This window comes from Demequina aurantiaca, assembly GCF_000975135.1.
Classification (GTDB): domain Bacteria; phylum Actinomycetota; class Actinomycetes; order Actinomycetales; family Demequinaceae; genus Demequina; species Demequina aurantiaca.
In genome coordinates, this window is the sequence record NZ_BBRF01000003.1 from 197800 (window position 1) to 213688 (window position 15889).

At 65.1% G+C, this 15889-nt stretch carries 14 protein-coding genes; all 14 read right to left on the minus strand.

Going from position 1 to position 15889, the window contains the following annotated elements; genetic code table 11:
* Positions 1-13: 13 nt before the first annotated feature.
* Entirely contained in the window at positions 14-1480 is a 1467-nt protein-coding gene (locus AOP73_RS11260) for a glutamate synthase subunit beta (RefSeq protein WP_061966026.1), read from the minus strand.
* Positions 1473-6008, minus strand: a complete 4536-nt coding sequence (gene gltB, locus AOP73_RS11265; RefSeq protein ID WP_061966028.1) for a glutamate synthase large subunit — start codon at positions 6006-6008, stop codon at positions 1473-1475. The genes AOP73_RS11260 and gltB overlap by 8 nt, the downstream gene beginning before the upstream one ends.
* A 118-nt stretch (positions 6009-6126) precedes the next feature.
* Positions 6127-7140 (minus strand): prolipoprotein diacylglyceryl transferase, encoded by a 1014-nt coding sequence (lgt, locus tag AOP73_RS11270; protein ID WP_084626842.1) that lies wholly within the window; start codon positions 7138-7140, stop codon positions 6127-6129.
* On the minus strand, positions 7140-7940 hold the full coding sequence (gene trpA, locus AOP73_RS11275) for a tryptophan synthase subunit alpha (protein ID WP_061966030.1): 801 nt from the start codon (positions 7938-7940) through the stop codon (positions 7140-7142). The genes lgt and trpA overlap by 1 nt, the downstream gene beginning before the upstream one ends.
* The gene (gene trpB / locus AOP73_RS11280) at positions 7937-9193 is read right to left on the minus strand and encodes a tryptophan synthase subunit beta (protein WP_061966032.1); all 1257 of its coding nucleotides are present in this window, start codon (positions 9191-9193) and stop codon (positions 7937-7939) included. Before trpB ends, trpA begins: the two co-directional genes overlap by 4 nt.
* On the minus strand, positions 9190-9999 hold the full coding sequence (trpC, locus tag AOP73_RS11285; protein WP_061966034.1) for an indole-3-glycerol phosphate synthase TrpC: 810 nt from the start codon (positions 9997-9999) through the stop codon (positions 9190-9192). Before trpC ends, trpB begins: the two co-directional genes overlap by 4 nt.
* An 84-nt stretch (positions 10000-10083) precedes the next feature.
* Complete coding sequence (locus tag AOP73_RS11290; RefSeq protein WP_201774518.1) at positions 10084-10521, minus strand: DUF2752 domain-containing protein; 438 nt, start codon at positions 10519-10521, stop codon at positions 10084-10086.
* Between the two features lie 2 nt (positions 10522-10523).
* The gene (locus AOP73_RS11295) at positions 10524-10889 is read right to left on the minus strand and encodes a CD225/dispanin family protein (protein ID WP_236683594.1); all 366 of its coding nucleotides are present in this window, start codon (positions 10887-10889) and stop codon (positions 10524-10526) included.
* A gap of 143 nt (positions 10890-11032) precedes the next feature.
* A complete protein-coding gene (locus AOP73_RS11300; RefSeq protein ID WP_160295473.1) occupies positions 11033-11476 on the minus strand; it encodes a DUF2752 domain-containing protein in 444 nt (147 codons plus the stop codon).
* 10 nt (positions 11477-11486) lie between these two features.
* A complete protein-coding gene (locus AOP73_RS11305) occupies positions 11487-11807 on the minus strand; it encodes a DUF4190 domain-containing protein (RefSeq protein ID WP_061966039.1) in 321 nt (106 codons plus the stop codon).
* 49 nt (positions 11808-11856) lie between these two features.
* Positions 11857-12093, minus strand: coding sequence for an HGxxPAAW family protein (locus tag AOP73_RS11310; RefSeq protein ID WP_061966041.1), 237 nt, complete (start codon positions 12091-12093; stop codon positions 11857-11859).
* A 35-nt stretch (positions 12094-12128) separates the two neighbouring features.
* Positions 12129-13685 (minus strand): anthranilate synthase component I, encoded by a 1557-nt coding sequence (locus tag AOP73_RS11315; RefSeq protein ID WP_061966043.1) that lies wholly within the window; start codon positions 13683-13685, stop codon positions 12129-12131.
* Complete coding sequence (gene hisI, locus AOP73_RS11320; RefSeq protein WP_061966045.1) at positions 13682-14041, minus strand: phosphoribosyl-AMP cyclohydrolase; 360 nt, start codon at positions 14039-14041, stop codon at positions 13682-13684. Before hisI ends, AOP73_RS11315 begins: the two co-directional genes overlap by 4 nt.
* 29 nt (positions 14042-14070) lie before the next feature.
* The gene (locus AOP73_RS11325; protein ID WP_160295474.1) at positions 14071-15888 is read right to left on the minus strand and encodes an ABC transporter ATP-binding protein; all 1818 of its coding nucleotides are present in this window, start codon (positions 15886-15888) and stop codon (positions 14071-14073) included.
* Position 15889 lies beyond the last annotated feature (1 nt).

Here is a 15889-nt window from a genome sequence, read left to right on the forward strand (position 1 = left end):
TCCAACCTAGGTGTTAAGCGCGGAGCGCGACCGTGCGCGCCGTCACAGGTGCCGGAAGCTCGGTGCTTCCAGTCAAGTATTCATCAATTGCGGCCGCCGCGGCGCGGCCTTCGGCAATTGCCCACACGATGAGCGAGGCGCCACGGCCGGCGTCACCCGCTACAAACACGCCTGGCGTGCTCGTTGCATAAGCATCATCGCGTTGAATCTGCCGACGATCCGTGATTGACACATCCGCCTGGCTGGCGAGGGCATCAGTCTCTGGACCGGTAAAGCCCATGGCGATCAGCACCAGATCCGCGGGGATCTCGTGCTCGGTACCGGCCTTGGGTGTGCGTGACCCATCCGCGTTGTAGAGGGTCTCGGCAACCTTCAGGGCCACGACGTGCCCTTCTTCATTGCCAACGAATTCGACGGTAGACGCGAGGTACTTGCGCTCGCCGCCCTCCTCGTGGCTCGACGACACCTCAAACACACGAGGATCGACGGGCCAAGGCTCATTCACCGCGCGCTGGAGCGGTGGCTGCTTACCAATCGCGAGGGTAGTCACGGAGGCAGCCCCCTGACGAAGCGCCGTGCCAATGCAGTCCGAGCCCGTGTCACCGCCACCAATGACGATGACGTGCTTGTCCTTGGCGGTGACCTGGTCGACAACCTCGTCACCCGCGGCGACCTTGTTGCCTTGAATCAGGTAGGGCATCGCAAAGTGGATGCCGTCGAGGTCACGGCCGGGAAGTGGCAATTCGCGCGGAACCGGCGCGCCCGTCGCAACGAGCACGGCGTCGTAGCGCGCGCGCAGTGCGTCCCAAGTGATGTCCTTGCCAATTTCGACGTTGACCCGAAAACGAGTGCCCTCGGCACGCATCTGGTCGAGGCGGCGCGTGATGTGCCGCTTCTCCAGTTTGAAGTCCGGGACGCCGTATTGCAGGAGGCCGCCGATGCGGTCGTCCTTCTCGTACACGGCCACGGTGTGGCCGGCGCGGGTGAGTTGCTGCGCGGCAGCCAAGCCTGCGGAGCCTGAGCCGACGACGGCGATGGTCTTGCCCGTCTGGCGCTGTGGAACGTGCGGGCCCAGGTAGCCGAGTTCGAACGCCTTGTCGACGATCGACACCTCAATGTTCTTGATAGTGACGGCCGGCTGGTTGATGCCGAGCACACACGACGTCTCGCACGGTGCGGGGCAGATACGCCCAGTGAACTCAGGGAAGTTGTTGGTGGCGTGCAGTCGATCGCTCGCGTCCAGCCACTGACCTTGGCGCACCAAGTCATTCCATTCGGGAATGAGGTTGCCCAGCGGGCAGCCCTGGTGGCAGAACGGTACGCCGCAGTCCATGCAACGCGTCGCCTGGCGACGCAGCACGGTCTCGTCCTTGCCCAGTTCGTCCTTGACGTCGTTCCAGTCAAGAAGGCGCACCTCGACAGGGCGACTCGGCGGGAGCTCGCGCTCCCGGAACTTCATGAATCCGCGTGGATCACCCACTGGTCACCTCCAAGAAGTCGGCCCAGGCTCCCGGTGCGTGCAGATCGCCACCGGATTCCTCGAGCTCGGCAAGCGCGTCACGTACCCGCGCGAATTGAGCGGGAAGTACGCGCGTGAAGCGTTGCACGTTGTCCTCCCAATGAGCGAGCAGATCGCGTGCGAGCGGAGACTCGGTCTCCGCCGCGTGACGCTCGACGAGAGCGCGCACTAGCGTCACGTCCTCGGGGTCGAGCGGGCTCAGGGTGAGCTCGCTCGCGGCCAGGGCATCCGCATTCACGCGCTGTTCGCGGAGGTCGAGGACGTACGCGGTTCCACCGGACATACCGGCGCCCAAGTTACGGCCGGTGCGACCAAGGATGACCGCGGTTCCGCCGGTCATGTATTCGAGCGCGTGGTCGCCCACACCCTCGACGACCGCGACGGCACCGGAGTTGCGCACCAGGAAGCGTTCGCCCACCTGGCCGCGCAGGAACAGTTCTCCGCCCGTCGAGCCGTACCCGATGACGTTTCCGGCAATCACGTCGTGGCTGTCGTCGAGCATCGCCTCGCGAGCAGGACGGACCACGATGCGGCCGCCGCTGAGCCCCTTACCGACGTAGTCGTTGGCATCGCCGTTCAGTCGCAGTGTGATCCCGCGTGGAATGAACGCTCCGAAGGACTGTCCGGCCGATCCGGTGAAGTTCACCTGAATGGTGTCGTTCTCAAGCCCAGCACCGCGGTATCGGCGAGTGACCTCGTAGCCCAGCATCGTGCCGACGGTGCGGTTGACGTTGCGAATGTCCTTGGTGATGGTGACGGACTCGCCGCGTTCCAGCGCGGGCTGCGCTTCCGCGATGAGCTCGTTGTCGAGCGCGCGGTCAAGACCGTGATCCTGCGTGGTCGAGTTGATCAGTGCGCTACCCGCCGGAGGGACTGCGAGAATGCGCGTGAGGTCAAGCCCCTGCGCCTTCCAGTGGTCGATTGCGGCCCGGGTCTCGAGCACCTCGACGTGACCCACGGCCTCGGCGATCGTACGGAATCCCAACTGTGCGAGGTTCTCACGCACCTGCTCGGCGATGAACTCCATGAAGTTCACCACGTGGTCCGCCTGACCCGTATAGCGGTCTCGCAACTCAGGGTTCTGCGTCGCGACGCCCACGGGACACGTGTCGAGGTGGCAGGCGCGCATCATGATGCAGCCCGTCACGATCAGTGGCGCAGTCGCGAAGCCGAACTCCTCGGCCCCCAGCAGCGCCGCGATCATGACGTCGCGCCCCGTCTTCATCTGACCGTCTACCTGGACCACGATGCGATCCCTGAGGTCGTTCATGACGAGCGTCTGTTGAGTGTCGGCCAGGCCAATTTCCCACGGGGCACCCGCGTGCTTGAGCGAGTTGAGCGGGCTGGCGCCCGTCCCCCCGTCTTGGCCGGAGATAAGAACCACATCGGACTTGCACTTGGCGACGCCTGCCGCGATGGTGCCCACGCCTACCTCGGACACCAGCTTGGTGTGAATCCGTGCCTTGGGGTTGGCGTTCTTGGCGTCGTGGATCAGCTGCTTCAGATCCTCGATCGAGTAGATGTCGTGGTGCGGCGGCGGGGAGATGAGCCCCACGCCGGGCGTGGAGTGACGCGTCTGCGCCACCCACGGGTAAACCTTGTTAGCTGGCAGCTGCCCACCCTCGCCGGGCTTGGCACCCTGCGCGAGCTTGATCTGAATGTCCTCTGCGTTCACCAGGTACTCGCTGGTCACGCCAAAGCGACCGGAGGCAATCTGCTTGATGGCGCTGCGGCGTTCGGGGTCGTACAGGCGCTCGACGGACTCACCGCCCTCGCCCGTGTTCGACTTGCCGCCGATCCGGTTCATGGCGACGGCCAACGTCGAGTGGGCCTCCTCGGAGATAGACCCATAGGACATCGCACCGGTGCTGAAGCGCTTGACGATCTCGCTGACGGGCTCGACCTCGTCGATCGGGATCGACTGTCGGTCTGCCTTGTACTCGAACAGTCCACGCAGGGTCATGGCTCGCTTGGCCTGGTTGTCGACGCGGTCCGTGTACTCGCGGAACACGTCGTACTTACGCGTGGCTGTGGCGTGCTGCAGCTTGAATACCGTGTGCGGGTCGAAGAGGTGCTCTTCACCGTCGCGACGCCACTGGTATTCGCCGCCGGTGTTCAGACGTGCGTGAACAGGCAATTCGCCCGATGCTGGGTAGGCGTCCGCGTGCCGGGCGGCCACTTCTGAGGCAATGACATCGATGCCGACGCCATCAATCTGGCTAGGAGTGCCGGCGAAGTGACGTGCCACAAACTCACGCGACAGACCAACCGCCTCGAACACCTGTGCGCCGCGGTACGACGCAATCGTGGAAATGCCCATCTTGGACATGATCTTGAGGACGCCCTTGCCGAGCGCCTTAATCAAATTGGCGGTGGCCTGTTGCGGGGTGGTGTCCTCGAGGTAGCCCCGTGAGGCGAGATCCTCAACGGTCTCCATCGCCAGGTACGGGTTGACCGCGGCACAGCCGTAGCCGACCAGCAGCGCAACGTGGTGAACCTCACGCACGTCACCGGCCTCAGCCAGCAGGGACACCTGCGTGCGCGAGTGGTGGCGCACCAGGTGGTGGTGAACGGCCGACACGAGCAGCAACGACGGGATGGGCGCCAGGTCCTGGTTGGAGTCACGGTCGGACAGGATGATGAAGGACACCCCGTCCTCGACGGCCTGGTCGACCTCGGCGAAGATTTCCGACAGGCGCGCCTCGAGACGGTTGCCCCCCTCGGCGACGCGGTACAGACCGCGAATCTTGCGCGAGGAGAACACTCCACGCAGCGTGGGGTCCATGTCGATGTGTTCAATCTTGGACAGCTCGTCATTGTCGAGCACGGGGAAGTCCAGGATGACCTTGCGGGCGTGTGCGGGAGTGGCTTCGAGCAGGTTCGGCTCGGGGCCGATGGCGCCACCGATCGCGGTGACGATGTGCTCACGAATCGAGTCCAGCGGCGGGTTGGTCACCTGCGCAAACATCTGCGTGAAGTAGTCGAAGAGCAAGCGCGGGCGCGTCGACAGCACCGCGATGGGGGTGTCCGTCCCCATGGCGCCGATGGGCTCCATGGCGTTCTGGGCCATCGGGGTCAGGAGGATCTTGACTTCCTCCTCGGTGTAACCGAAGGCACGCTGACGGCGCTTGACCGATGCGCGGGAGTGCGAGATGTGCTCGCGCTCGGGCACGTTGGCCAAGCGAACGGCGTTCTCCTCGACCCACTTCTCGTATTCGTGCTCGGCGGCGAGCTGAGACTTAATCTCCTCGTCCTCAACGATGCGGCCCGCGGCGGTGTCGACCAGCAGCATGCGCCCCGGCTGAAGACGGCCCTTGCGAACCACCTTGGCGGGGTCGATGTCGAGTAGGCCCGCCTCGGAGCCCGCGATGACCATGCCATCGTCCGTGACCCAGAACCGTCCGGGTCGTAGTCCGTTGCGGTCGAGCGTCGCACCGATCAGCGTGCCGTCAGTGAAGTGCAGTGCGGCGGGGCCGTCCCACGCTTCCATGAGCGTCGAGTGGTACTCGTAGAACGCGCGACGTGCCGGGTCCATCTCGGAGTTGTTCTGCCAGGCCTCGGGCATCATCATCAGCACCGCGTGAGGCAGCGAGCGGCCGCCCAAGTGCAGGAGCTCGAGCACCTCGTCGAAAGACGCGGTGTCCGAGGCAGACGGCGTACACACCGGCATGAGGTCGGACATCTCGCCCAGCACGTCTGACTTGAGCATTCCTTCACGGGCGCTCATCCAGTTGCGGTTTCCCTGGACGGTGTTGATCTCGCCGTTGTGGGCGATGTTGCGTAGCGGCTGCGCGAGCGGCCACGACGGGAAGGTGTTCGTGGAGAAGCGCGAGTGGACCAGCGCCAACTCCGAGGCGAATCGCTCATCGGTGACGTCCGGGAACACCTTTTCCAACTGATAGGTGGTCAGCATTCCCTTGTAGGTCAGGGTCCGCGAGGACAGCGACGCAAAGAACGGGCCGCTGTTCTTCTCCGCACGCTTGCGCACCCGGTACACGCGACGGTCCAGGTCGACGCCCTCGAGTCCCTCCGCGGAGACAAAAACCTGACGGAAGGTGGGCATCGATTCCCGGGCCGAGGGGCCGAGGGAGTCAGGGTTGACGGGTACATCGCGCCAGCCCAGCACCTGGGCGTTCTCTTGACCGGCGGCAGCTTCGAAGGTGGCCATTTCCTGGTCCTCGACGCCCGGTGTGAGGAACGCGATTCCCACGGCGTACTTACCCTGCTCGGGAAGGTCAAAGCCAACGACGTCACGTAGGAATGCGTCGGGAACCTGGGTGAGGATGCCGGCACCGTCGCCAGTCTCGACCTCAGCACCCACGGCACCGCGGTGCTCGAGGTTCTTGAGTGCGGTCAGGCCAGCCTCGACGATGTCCCTGCCGGGCTTGCCTCGCAGCGTCGCCACAAAGGCAACGCCACACGCATCGTGCTCGAACGCAGGGTCATACAACCCGTTGGTGGGCTGATTGGCGCCAAGATACCCGGCCATTGCACCGTCCTTAATTGTTCGCGACCGCAACCGCGAATTCATTGATTTCGGGGCGCCGTCGACCCGGCTTACACACGGGTAAACAGACTACCGTGTGTTGGGCAAGGAATGGAATCCGTCAGGCCTTATCTTCTTTGCCGTCGGAGTCGCTCCCGCCCTTTTGACCCAATTCGTCACCATCGCCGGCAGGAATTGTCCCCGCCGTCGAGTGCTCCGTCGTGTCCTCAACCTGACCGTCACCTGGGGTGACGCCACGCGTTCCCTCGGAAACTTCATCGGGCGTGGTGACTCGTGGAGCCGCCAATTGAGACCGTGGAACGCGTTCGGATAGTCGGGCTTGCGCGCGCCCCAACATCACGAATGCGATCAGGGCTCCGAGCAACACGAGGATCGAGACCCATACATTCACGCGGAGGCCAGCAATGTGGACGGCCTCGTCGATGCGCACGTTCTCGATCCACAGGCGGCCGGTGGTGTACACCACCACGTAGAGCCAGAACACCCGTCCACCGCGCAGGTCCCACTTCTTGTCCAGATAGATGATCAACGCGGCGCCAGCGAGGTTCCACAGCAGTTCATACAGGAACGTGGGGTGGAAGGTGGCGAACTGCTCGTAGCCCTCGGGGCGAAATGCGGGGTCAATCTCGAGTCCCCACGGCAGCGACGTGGGCGCGCCAAAGAGCTCCTGATTGAAATAGTTGCCGAGGCGGCCGATGGCCTGCGCGATCAGTACCGCGGGCGCGGCTGCGTCGAGGAAGGCCGTGAAAGAAGCTCCCGCGCGTCGGGCACCGATGTAGGCACCGAGGGCGCCGAGTGCCACAGCACCCCAGATGCCCAGGCCGCCATTCCAAATCTCGAACGCCTTCCACGGATTTCCACCCTCGCCAAAGTACGCGGCCGGAGAGGAGATCACGTGGTAAATGCGGCCACCGATGATGCCGAACGGAATAGCCCAGATGGCGATCGATCCCACAGCGTCGGGGTCTCCCCCGCGCTCCACCCAGCGGCGTGTGGTCAACCACAACGCAACAAAGATGCCGATCAGGATCATGATCGCGTACATGTGTACCGTCAGCGGACCGAGTGAGAGCGAACTCCACTCCGGCGGCGGACTAGGAATGCTCGCGTGCATTAGGCGTTGCCCCTCACACCGGCCGCAAGTTCCGCCACCTTGAGGCGGAGCGCGTCGAGACCGGCTTCTATGTCGTCGTTGTCGGCGAGGCAGCGCACCAGCGCGGTCCCCACAATCACGCCATCTGCGTAGGCCGCGATCTGCGCGGCATGCGCGCCCGTCGAGACCCCGACGCCCACGCATACATTCACGGCGCCCGCCTCCCGCGCCTCGCTCACGACGCGCTCGCCGGCGCCTCCCACGGCTGCGCGTTCGCCGGTGACACCCATCAGTGGCGTCGCGTACACAAAGCCCCGTGACGCCTGGGCGGTCAGGTGCATGCGCTCGCGGGTCGTCGACGGCGCCACCAGAAAAATAGTGTCCAGGTCGTGGGCACGTGCCGCGGCAACCCAGTCCTCCCCGGCATCGGGCGTGAGGTCCGGCGTGATGACGCCGGCGCCACCGGCCTCAACCACATCCGCGGCGAATTGGTCGAGACCGTGCTGGAGCATCGGGTTGAAGTAGGACATCACCACTGGGACGGCCCCGGCGTCAGCGACCGCGCGCACGGCCTTAAAGGTGTCGGCCATGCGCACGCCGCGCTCGAGCGCGTGCGCTACGGCGAGCTGGATGACCGAGCCGTCAAGCACGGGGTCCGAGTACGGCGGACCAATCTCCACGATGTCAGCCCCCGCCTCGACCATGGCAACCATGGCTCTGATGGAGCTGTCCACGTCGGGATAGCCCACGGGAAGGTAACCCACGAGTGCGGCGCGGCCCTCGGCGCGACATGCGTCTAGGCGGTCCGTCAATGCGCTCACTCGACTCCCCCTGTTGCGGCTGCGTCGGCGGTGCCCTCGCTGGGGAGCATGTCGAACCAACGAGCCGCCTGCTCGACGTCCTTGTCACCTCGGCCGGATAGCGTCACGAGAATCGTGGCCTCGGACCCGAGCTCCTTGCCAAGCTTGATCGCCCCGGCGAGCGCATGCGAGGACTCGATGGCCGGCAGGATGCCCTCGGTGCGGCTCAGCAGGCGGAAGGCCTCCATCGCGTCAGCATCCGTGACCGGCCAGTACTCCGCACGGCCGATGTCTGCCAGCCAGGCATGCTCGGGGCCTACGCCCGGGTAGTCGAGGCCGGCAGAGATGGAGTGGGAGGGCATCGTCTGGCCCTCCTTGTCCTGCAAAATGTACGAACGTGACCCGTGCAGCACGCCGGGACGACCACCCGTCAGCGTGGCGGCGTGACGGTCCGTCTCCACGCCGTCGCCCGCAGCCTCGCAACCGATGAGGCGCACGTTGGCGTCATCGAGGAACGCGTCGAACGAGCCGATCGCGTTAGATCCGCCGCCTACACACGCGAGAACCGCGTGCGGCAGGCCACCCAGGGAAAGCATCTGCTCGCGAGCCTCGACGGAGATCACACGCTGGAAGTCGCGCACCATGGCCGGGAACGGGTGTGGGCCCGCAGCGGTCCCAAACACGTAATTGGTGGTCTCGACGTTCGCGACCCAGTCGCGGAATGCCTCGTTGATTGCATCTCGCAGGGTGCGTGTTCCTGTCGTGACGGGAACGACCTCGGCGCCCAGCAGCCGCATGCGAGCGACATTGAGCGCCTGTCGCTCGGTGTCCTCCTCGCCCATATAGATCACGCACTCGAGATCCATGAGCGCCGCCGCTGTGGCCGTAGCGACGCCGTGCTGACCGGCTCCGGTTTCTGCGATCACGCGCGTCTTGCCGATGCGCTTGGTGAGCAGCGCCTGGCCAAGCACGTTGTTGATCTTGTGTGAACCCGTGTGGTTGAGGTCTTCGCGCTTGAGAAAGATGCGCGCTCCGCCGGCGTGCTGCGCAAATCGCGGCACCTCGGTGACGATGCTGGGACGGCCCGTGTAGTCCCGTGCCAGGCGGATCAGTTCCGCCTCGAACGACGGGTCGACTCGTGCCTTGTCATAGACGTCAGTGAGTTCATCGAGCGCCGCAATGAGAGCCTCGGGCACAAACCGGCCACCGAACTCACCAAAAAACGGTCCCGGCGCCGACTGCAGCGACGATGCTGCCGACGGTCCTTCGGTCACGGGCGCACCGCTCGTAGTGCCGGGTGCGAGCCCGCGGCAACCATTTCCGCGACTGCCTGACGAGGGTTGTTGTCCTTGACGAGCGCTTCCCCGACGAGCACCGCATCGGCGCCCATGCGTGCGTACTCGACCACGTCATGGGAATCACGAATGCCAGACTCCGCGATGCGCAGGATGCCATCAGGGATGGTGGGTGCGACGCGGGCGAACGTATCGCGGTCCACCTCGAGAGTGCGCAAGTTGCGGGCGTTGACCCCGACCACGCGGGCGCCCGCGTCGGTGGCACGCTTGACTTCGAGTTCGTCGTGTACCTCGACCAACGCGCACATGCCGAGCGAGTGAACGCGCTCGATCAGGCTCTCGAGAGCCATCTGCTCGAGAGCTGCGACGATCAGGAGTACTACGTCGGCGCCATGTGCGCGCGCCTCCCATACCTGGTACGGGGTGACGACGAAGTCCTTGCGAAGAATGGGGATGTCAACCTTGCGACGTACGTCGTCGAGGTCCGCGAGCGAGCCGCCAAAGCGACGTTGCTCGGTGAGTACGGAGATGACTGACGCGCCGCCAGCCTCGTACTCGGTCGCGAGGGCCGCGGGGTCAGTGATGTCCGCGAGATCACCCTTTGACGGGCTCGACCGCTTTACCTCCGCGATGACCGCGACGGCCTCCTGCGCGAGCATCTGGCGTGCATCCAGCGCACCCGGAAGCCGGGCAGCGCGAGCCTTCAGCGCCTCCATTGACGTCTGCTCTTGGCGAACCGCTAAGTCCTCCTTGACGCCAGCGACAATGCTGTCAAGAACGTTCATGAATCCACCCTTCCCCTGGCAACCATCGTACCGGCGTCAGCGTGCGCAAATGACCGTTGCCAGAGGTCCTACCGTGCTCCACACTCAGGGCGCGAGTAGCGGGCCAAACATCGGAATGTTCCGGGCCACGGTGAATGCCAGGATGCCGCCGAGCAGGAGCCAGATCGCCCATGCGGGTGCCAACCGCCGGCGCGGGGGTCGCCCTAGAGTCGCCGCCAACCAGCCTCCCCAACGCCACAACAGATAGGGCACCGCGACCACGACCAGGATGTTCATTCCAAGCGCCCCCACGAGGTCGCCGTGCGCGAGGCTGTGAAGCGCCCTCAGCGACCCGCACCCTGGGCACCAGAAGCCGGTGATGAACAGTGACGGGCATGTGGGGTAGTGACCGGCTTCGTGAGGGTCGACCGTCGCCACCAGCGCGACCGCACCTAGCGCAGTCACGCCAACCGCCACCGGACGCCAGTAGGGCGCGGCGCGCGTCGCCACGTGGGTGAGGTGTTCGGTCAGCGTGGTGAGCACGGCTAGAACTGAGAGAAGGATCCCGTGGTCGTGGCAAGGCCGGACGCCACGTAGATGACCCCGACGACAACACCAACGATCGCGGACACTGTCGCCCACTTCTTCGCAGCGGCGGAGGACGCGTACGCGCCTGCGAAGTCACCGCCCGCCCACTTGGAATTGACCTCCGCGGCCTTGATGATGGACACGATGCCAAACGGAAGGCAGCACAGAATGGTCGTCAGTATTGCCCACACCAGGTAGTTGTTTGGCGGCGTCCCAAAGTTGGGCTGCATGCCGCCATACTCGCCATATCCCCCGTTGCCCGGCGGAAGACCGCCAGGGGGCGGCGGGTAGGAGCCATTGGGGGGTGGTGGAATCGCGGACACATCATCTCCTCAGTAGTGCAGTCCTCGCCATGCTTGACGGCATGGTTGACGCGTGGCGTACGCATCGAGAACGCGTGGCAATACTGTAGCGATATCTGCCGCGGACCAGCGCCGATGCGCGTTTGTCCACTACAGAATGGAGGCTAGGGCGCTAGCCAAGGCTCAAGGGCCGGGATGTTCCGCAGCACCCAGAAGATGCCGAGGAACGCTGGGAGAGCCCACCCGGCTGCGGTAGACAATCTGAACCGAGGGACGCGGACACCGGCTGCCGCTAGCGTCCACCATGCCATCCCAGCGATGATCAGCGGGATGATCACCAGCACGACAACCGGATTCATGCCCATCGCGGCAGCAAAATCACCGCGCAGCAGGTCGTGCGTGGCGCGCAGGCCACCGCACCCGGGACACCAATGTCCTGTGACGGCGAGGATCGGGCAATCGGGAAAGAATCCCTGCCGATACGGGTTCGCTAACGCGGTGTACACGGCCCCTGCCGCCAGCACGGAAGACACCGCAATGGGCCCCGCGAGCCGATGCTTCAGCACCCTGCTCGCGGCGGCCAATTGCGGTGAATCCACGGCTGCCACCGGAGAACTACTAGGAGTTGAACGCGGCGACGTTAAGGACGAGGACGAAGGTGATCCAAATCGTTCCGAGAACCGCACCGATGATGCCCAGGATGAAGCCGATCTGTCCCAGGTTGCCATTGGTTGCTAGCCCCTGTGCCTGAGCTTCCTTGGACTTCTTTCCCAAGATGATCGCGGGGATACCTGCCAGTAGTCCGCAGCACACCAGGGACACGATGCCGAGCACCAAGGCCCAGATTCCGAGTGAGTTCTTCTCCTCGCCCGGGTTTACTCCAGGGGTGCCCATCGGCACGCCGGAGTTGGGCGGAGGGGGTGGGGGTACTGCGGTCATCGCTATCTCCTCTGATAGGGCTGCTGCACGCGACTGCCGCGTACGGGAACTACCCTAGCGACTGGCCGTGGCCGAGCGCGCGCAATACCCCACCCGCGATGGAGCCGATGATGGCAATCGCTCCACCGACCCACAGCAGGGGCGCAAACGAGATTGCGAAGCCGATGCTCATGAGTAGCGCCCCGACCGCGATCGACGCATTCGTTACCCAAGCGGCCATGGTGCGGCCGTGATTATGAGGTGCGACGTCCGGAAGGTCCTGCGGCTCGAGGTGAATGCTCGACATGTGTACTCCTTGGCTTAGGTTCTCTGCGGGACAGTCTAGCGGCGGCCGGCGGGCCTGAGTCGGGAGGCGAGGTTGACGGCGCGCACCATGGCTGCCGCCTTGTGCTGCGTCTCCTGCTCCTCCGTCTCGGGGACGGAGTCTGCGACAACTCCAGCCCCTGCTTGCACGTGAGCGACGCCGTCCTTGATCAACGCCGTACGAATCGCGATGGCGAGGTCCATGTTGCCGGCAAAGTCGAAGTAGCCGGCGGCGCCGCCGTAGTAGCCGCGGCGAGCTGGCTCGAACTGGTCGATGAGGGCAATCGCGCGCGGCTTGGGTGCGCCCGACAACGTGCCGGCAGGGAACGTCGCGGTCAGCGCATCCAGCGGGCCGTATTGTGGTTCGAGTTTGCCCACGACAGTCGAGCAGATGTGCATGATGTGGCTGTACTTGTTCACCTGCATGAAGTCCACGACCTCGACCGATGTGGGCTCGCACACCTTGACCAGGTCGTTGCGCGAGAGATCAACCAGCATCACGTGCTCCGCGATTTCCTTGGGGTCGGCGAGAAGTTCCTCTTGAAGCGCCTTGTCCTGTTCGGGGGTACCGCCGCGTGGACGAGACCCTGCGATCGGGAAGGTGGTGACCGCACGGTTGTGGACGGTCACGAGCGACTCCGGGCTGGCGCCAACCACGGCGAATTGACGCCCCTGGGCGTCCTCGAGCTCGAAGTAGTACATGTATGGGCTGGGATTGATGGTGCGTAGCACGCGGTAGACGTCAAGCGGCGAGGCCTTGCACTCCACATCGAAGCGCTGAGATGGCACCACCTGGAACACCTCGCCCTCGCGGATGGCGTCCTTGGCGGCCTCGACGGCCTTCTCGTAGTCCCACGACTCGGACCGCCGGTTGATGCGCGGCGCCACGTCCTCTTCCGCCACCACCGACAACTCTCCCGCCTGCGCACCCTGCAGATCGAGCTGCATGGCGTCCAGTCGGTCGACGGCCGCGTCGTACGCCGCCTCGATTCCACTCTGCTGAGCGTCGGCATTTACTGCATTGGCGATCAGCCAGACGGAGCCGTCGTAATGATCAATGGCGGCAATGTCCGTCGCGAGGCACAGCAGCGCGTCTGGCACATCAAGATCACTGACCGCATTGTGCGGAAGCGTGGGCTCCCACTGGCGGACGATGTCCCAGCCCATCACGCCCACGAGTCCACCGGTCAGCGGTGGCAGCCCTGGAATCGCCTCGGACTTGAGTTCGTCGAGCGCGAGCTGAATGCTCGCCAACGGCGCACCGTCGGCGAGGCCCACGGGCACATCGCCCGTCCACCGGGCCTCGTCACCGTCAATGGTGAGCGCCGCACGCGAGCGCACTCCCACAAAGGAGAACCGTCCGCGCGAGCCGTCGGGCTCGGCGGACTCAAGAATAAAGGTGCCGGCGCGTGCCTGAGCGAGCGCGCGGTAGACGGCGACGGGGGTCAACCCGTCGGCGAGGATGCGGCGAGCCACTGGGACGACGCGGTGGGTCGCACCGAGGTCGACAAACTCGGGCAACGACGGCCAGGTCTGGCCCCAATCGAGTGACACTGGTGCGGGTGCGTCGCTCATGACTGTGCTCCCACCACGGCGCCAAGGTCGCCGCCGGCCTCGAAGCACGTGCGGGTACCTGTGTGGCACGCGGGCCCGTGCTGGTCCACCTTCAACAGGATCGCGTCGCCGTCACAGTCGAGCTCTGCCGACTTGACCCACTGCGAGTGACCTGACGTGTCGCCCTTGCGCCACAGTTCTTGACGGGATCGGCTCCAGTAGACCGCGCGACCGGTAGTCAGTGTCTCTGCGAGCGCCTCGTCGTTCATCCAGGCGACCATCAGGACCTCGCCGGTGTCGTGCTGCTGCACAACGGCGCAGACGAGTCCGGCGGGGTCGCGCTTGAGGCGTGTTGCGATGCTGGGGTCCAAGGGCATGCGCTTATCTTTCCATGTCCCGGGCGAAATCAGTCACGCGTTTGCGAGACCCACGCGGCGTACAACTCCGCGTAGATGCCGCCAGCGTTGACGAGCTCCCGGTGCGGGCCCACCTCGACCAGTTCGCCGTGCTCCATGACGCCCACGATGTCGGCGCGCTCTGCCGTCGAGAGCCGGTGTGCGATCACGACCGCAGTGCGCCCCCGCATCAGACCCTCGAGGGCGCGCGAGATGCGCACCTCGGTGGCGGGATCGACCGCAGAGGTGGCCTCGTCGAGGATGAGCAGGTCCGGGTCACGCAGATACGCACGGGCGATGGAGATGAACTGGCGCTCCCCTGCCGACATCAGTTCGCCGCGTGGACCCACTGGAGTATCGATGCCCAGGGGAAGCGTCGCGAGCCAGGCCTCCAGCCCCAGGGACTCAAAGGCTGCCAAGGCGCGTTGCTCGAGGTCCTCGGCCGTGGCATCGGGCCGTGCATAGGCAAGGTTGGAGCGAATGGTGCCGTCAAAGAGGAAGCCCTCCTGGGGCACCACGGCCACCGAGCGCCGCAGCGAGTCCATCGGCACGTCGCGCACGTCCACGCCGCCCACGCGAATGACACCCTCCGTGGGGTCGAAGAAGCGCGACATGAGCCGGGCTAGTGACGTCTTTCCCGAGCCGGTCTGCCCGACGAGTGCGATGCGCTTGCCTGCCGGGACGTTCAAGTCGACGCCCTTGAGAACCTCGGGACCGCCGGGGTACGTCAGTCGTACCCCGGAGATATCGAGCTCCCCGTGACCATGCGGAATGTCGGTGCCGTCCGCTCCGGGGTCGGCCACCGTCACCTCGGCATCGACCAGTTCGAGGACGCGGCGCCAGCCCACCATCGCGCGCTGCATCTCCGCGAGCATCTCGATGATCCACATCAGCGGACCGGAGAACATGTAGACGAGGAAGGCGTATGCCACCACGGTGCCGACACTGAGGTCGCCGCGCAGTCCCAGTCCGGTCCCGACGATGAGCGCGAGCCCCGTCGCGAGCGACTGCCCGAGCACGGTCGAGGAGAACGTGAAGGCGGCCACCCGCGAGGCACGACGCTCGGAGCGCAAAATCGAGTCAATCTCGCCGTGCAACTGGTCACGCATACGCTGCTGGGCGCCGTAGGAGCGAATGGTGGAGACGCCCACGATCTGCTCCGAGGTGCGGCCGAGCAGGTCGCCCATCTGTTCGCGTACCCACTGGAAGGCCTGACGAACTCGGGGCTGGATCCACAGCAGGGATAACGCCATCGGGGTGAAGGCCAGCAACACCACTAGCGACAACTGCCACGAGTAGGCGACCATCACACAGAAAACCACGACGGATTCGAGCGCGGCGATGATCATGGCCGCGCCGGTCCACTGCATCAGGTCTCGCATCGTCTCTACGTCGCCGGTCACGCGCGACACGTAGCGGCCGCGCTGTTCCTCGTTCTGTGTCAGAACTGACAGCTCGTGGACCTTCTTGAAGGCGCGCACGCGCAACGTCGCGAGTCCGGCCTCGGCAGCTGTCACCATGCGCGTGCGTACGCGCCACGCGAGAATGGAGCCGATGATTAACACCACGGCACCAGCGATGGCGTAGCGGACCACCAGCGTGGTGTCGACCCCGCCCTCAGCCAGGAGTCCCTCGTCCGTGATGCGTTGCATCAGGAAGGGTACGGCGGCACGACCCATCGCGGCGATGGTCGCCAATGCCAGTGTGACTCCGAGGCCCACGCGGAACTCGGGGCTGACCGACAGCCCCTGCTTGAAGGTCGAGGCTAGACGTGGCGCCTTGGCGATCTTGGGTCTGCGCTGCTTGGGCTTCGATGAAGATTGAGGCATG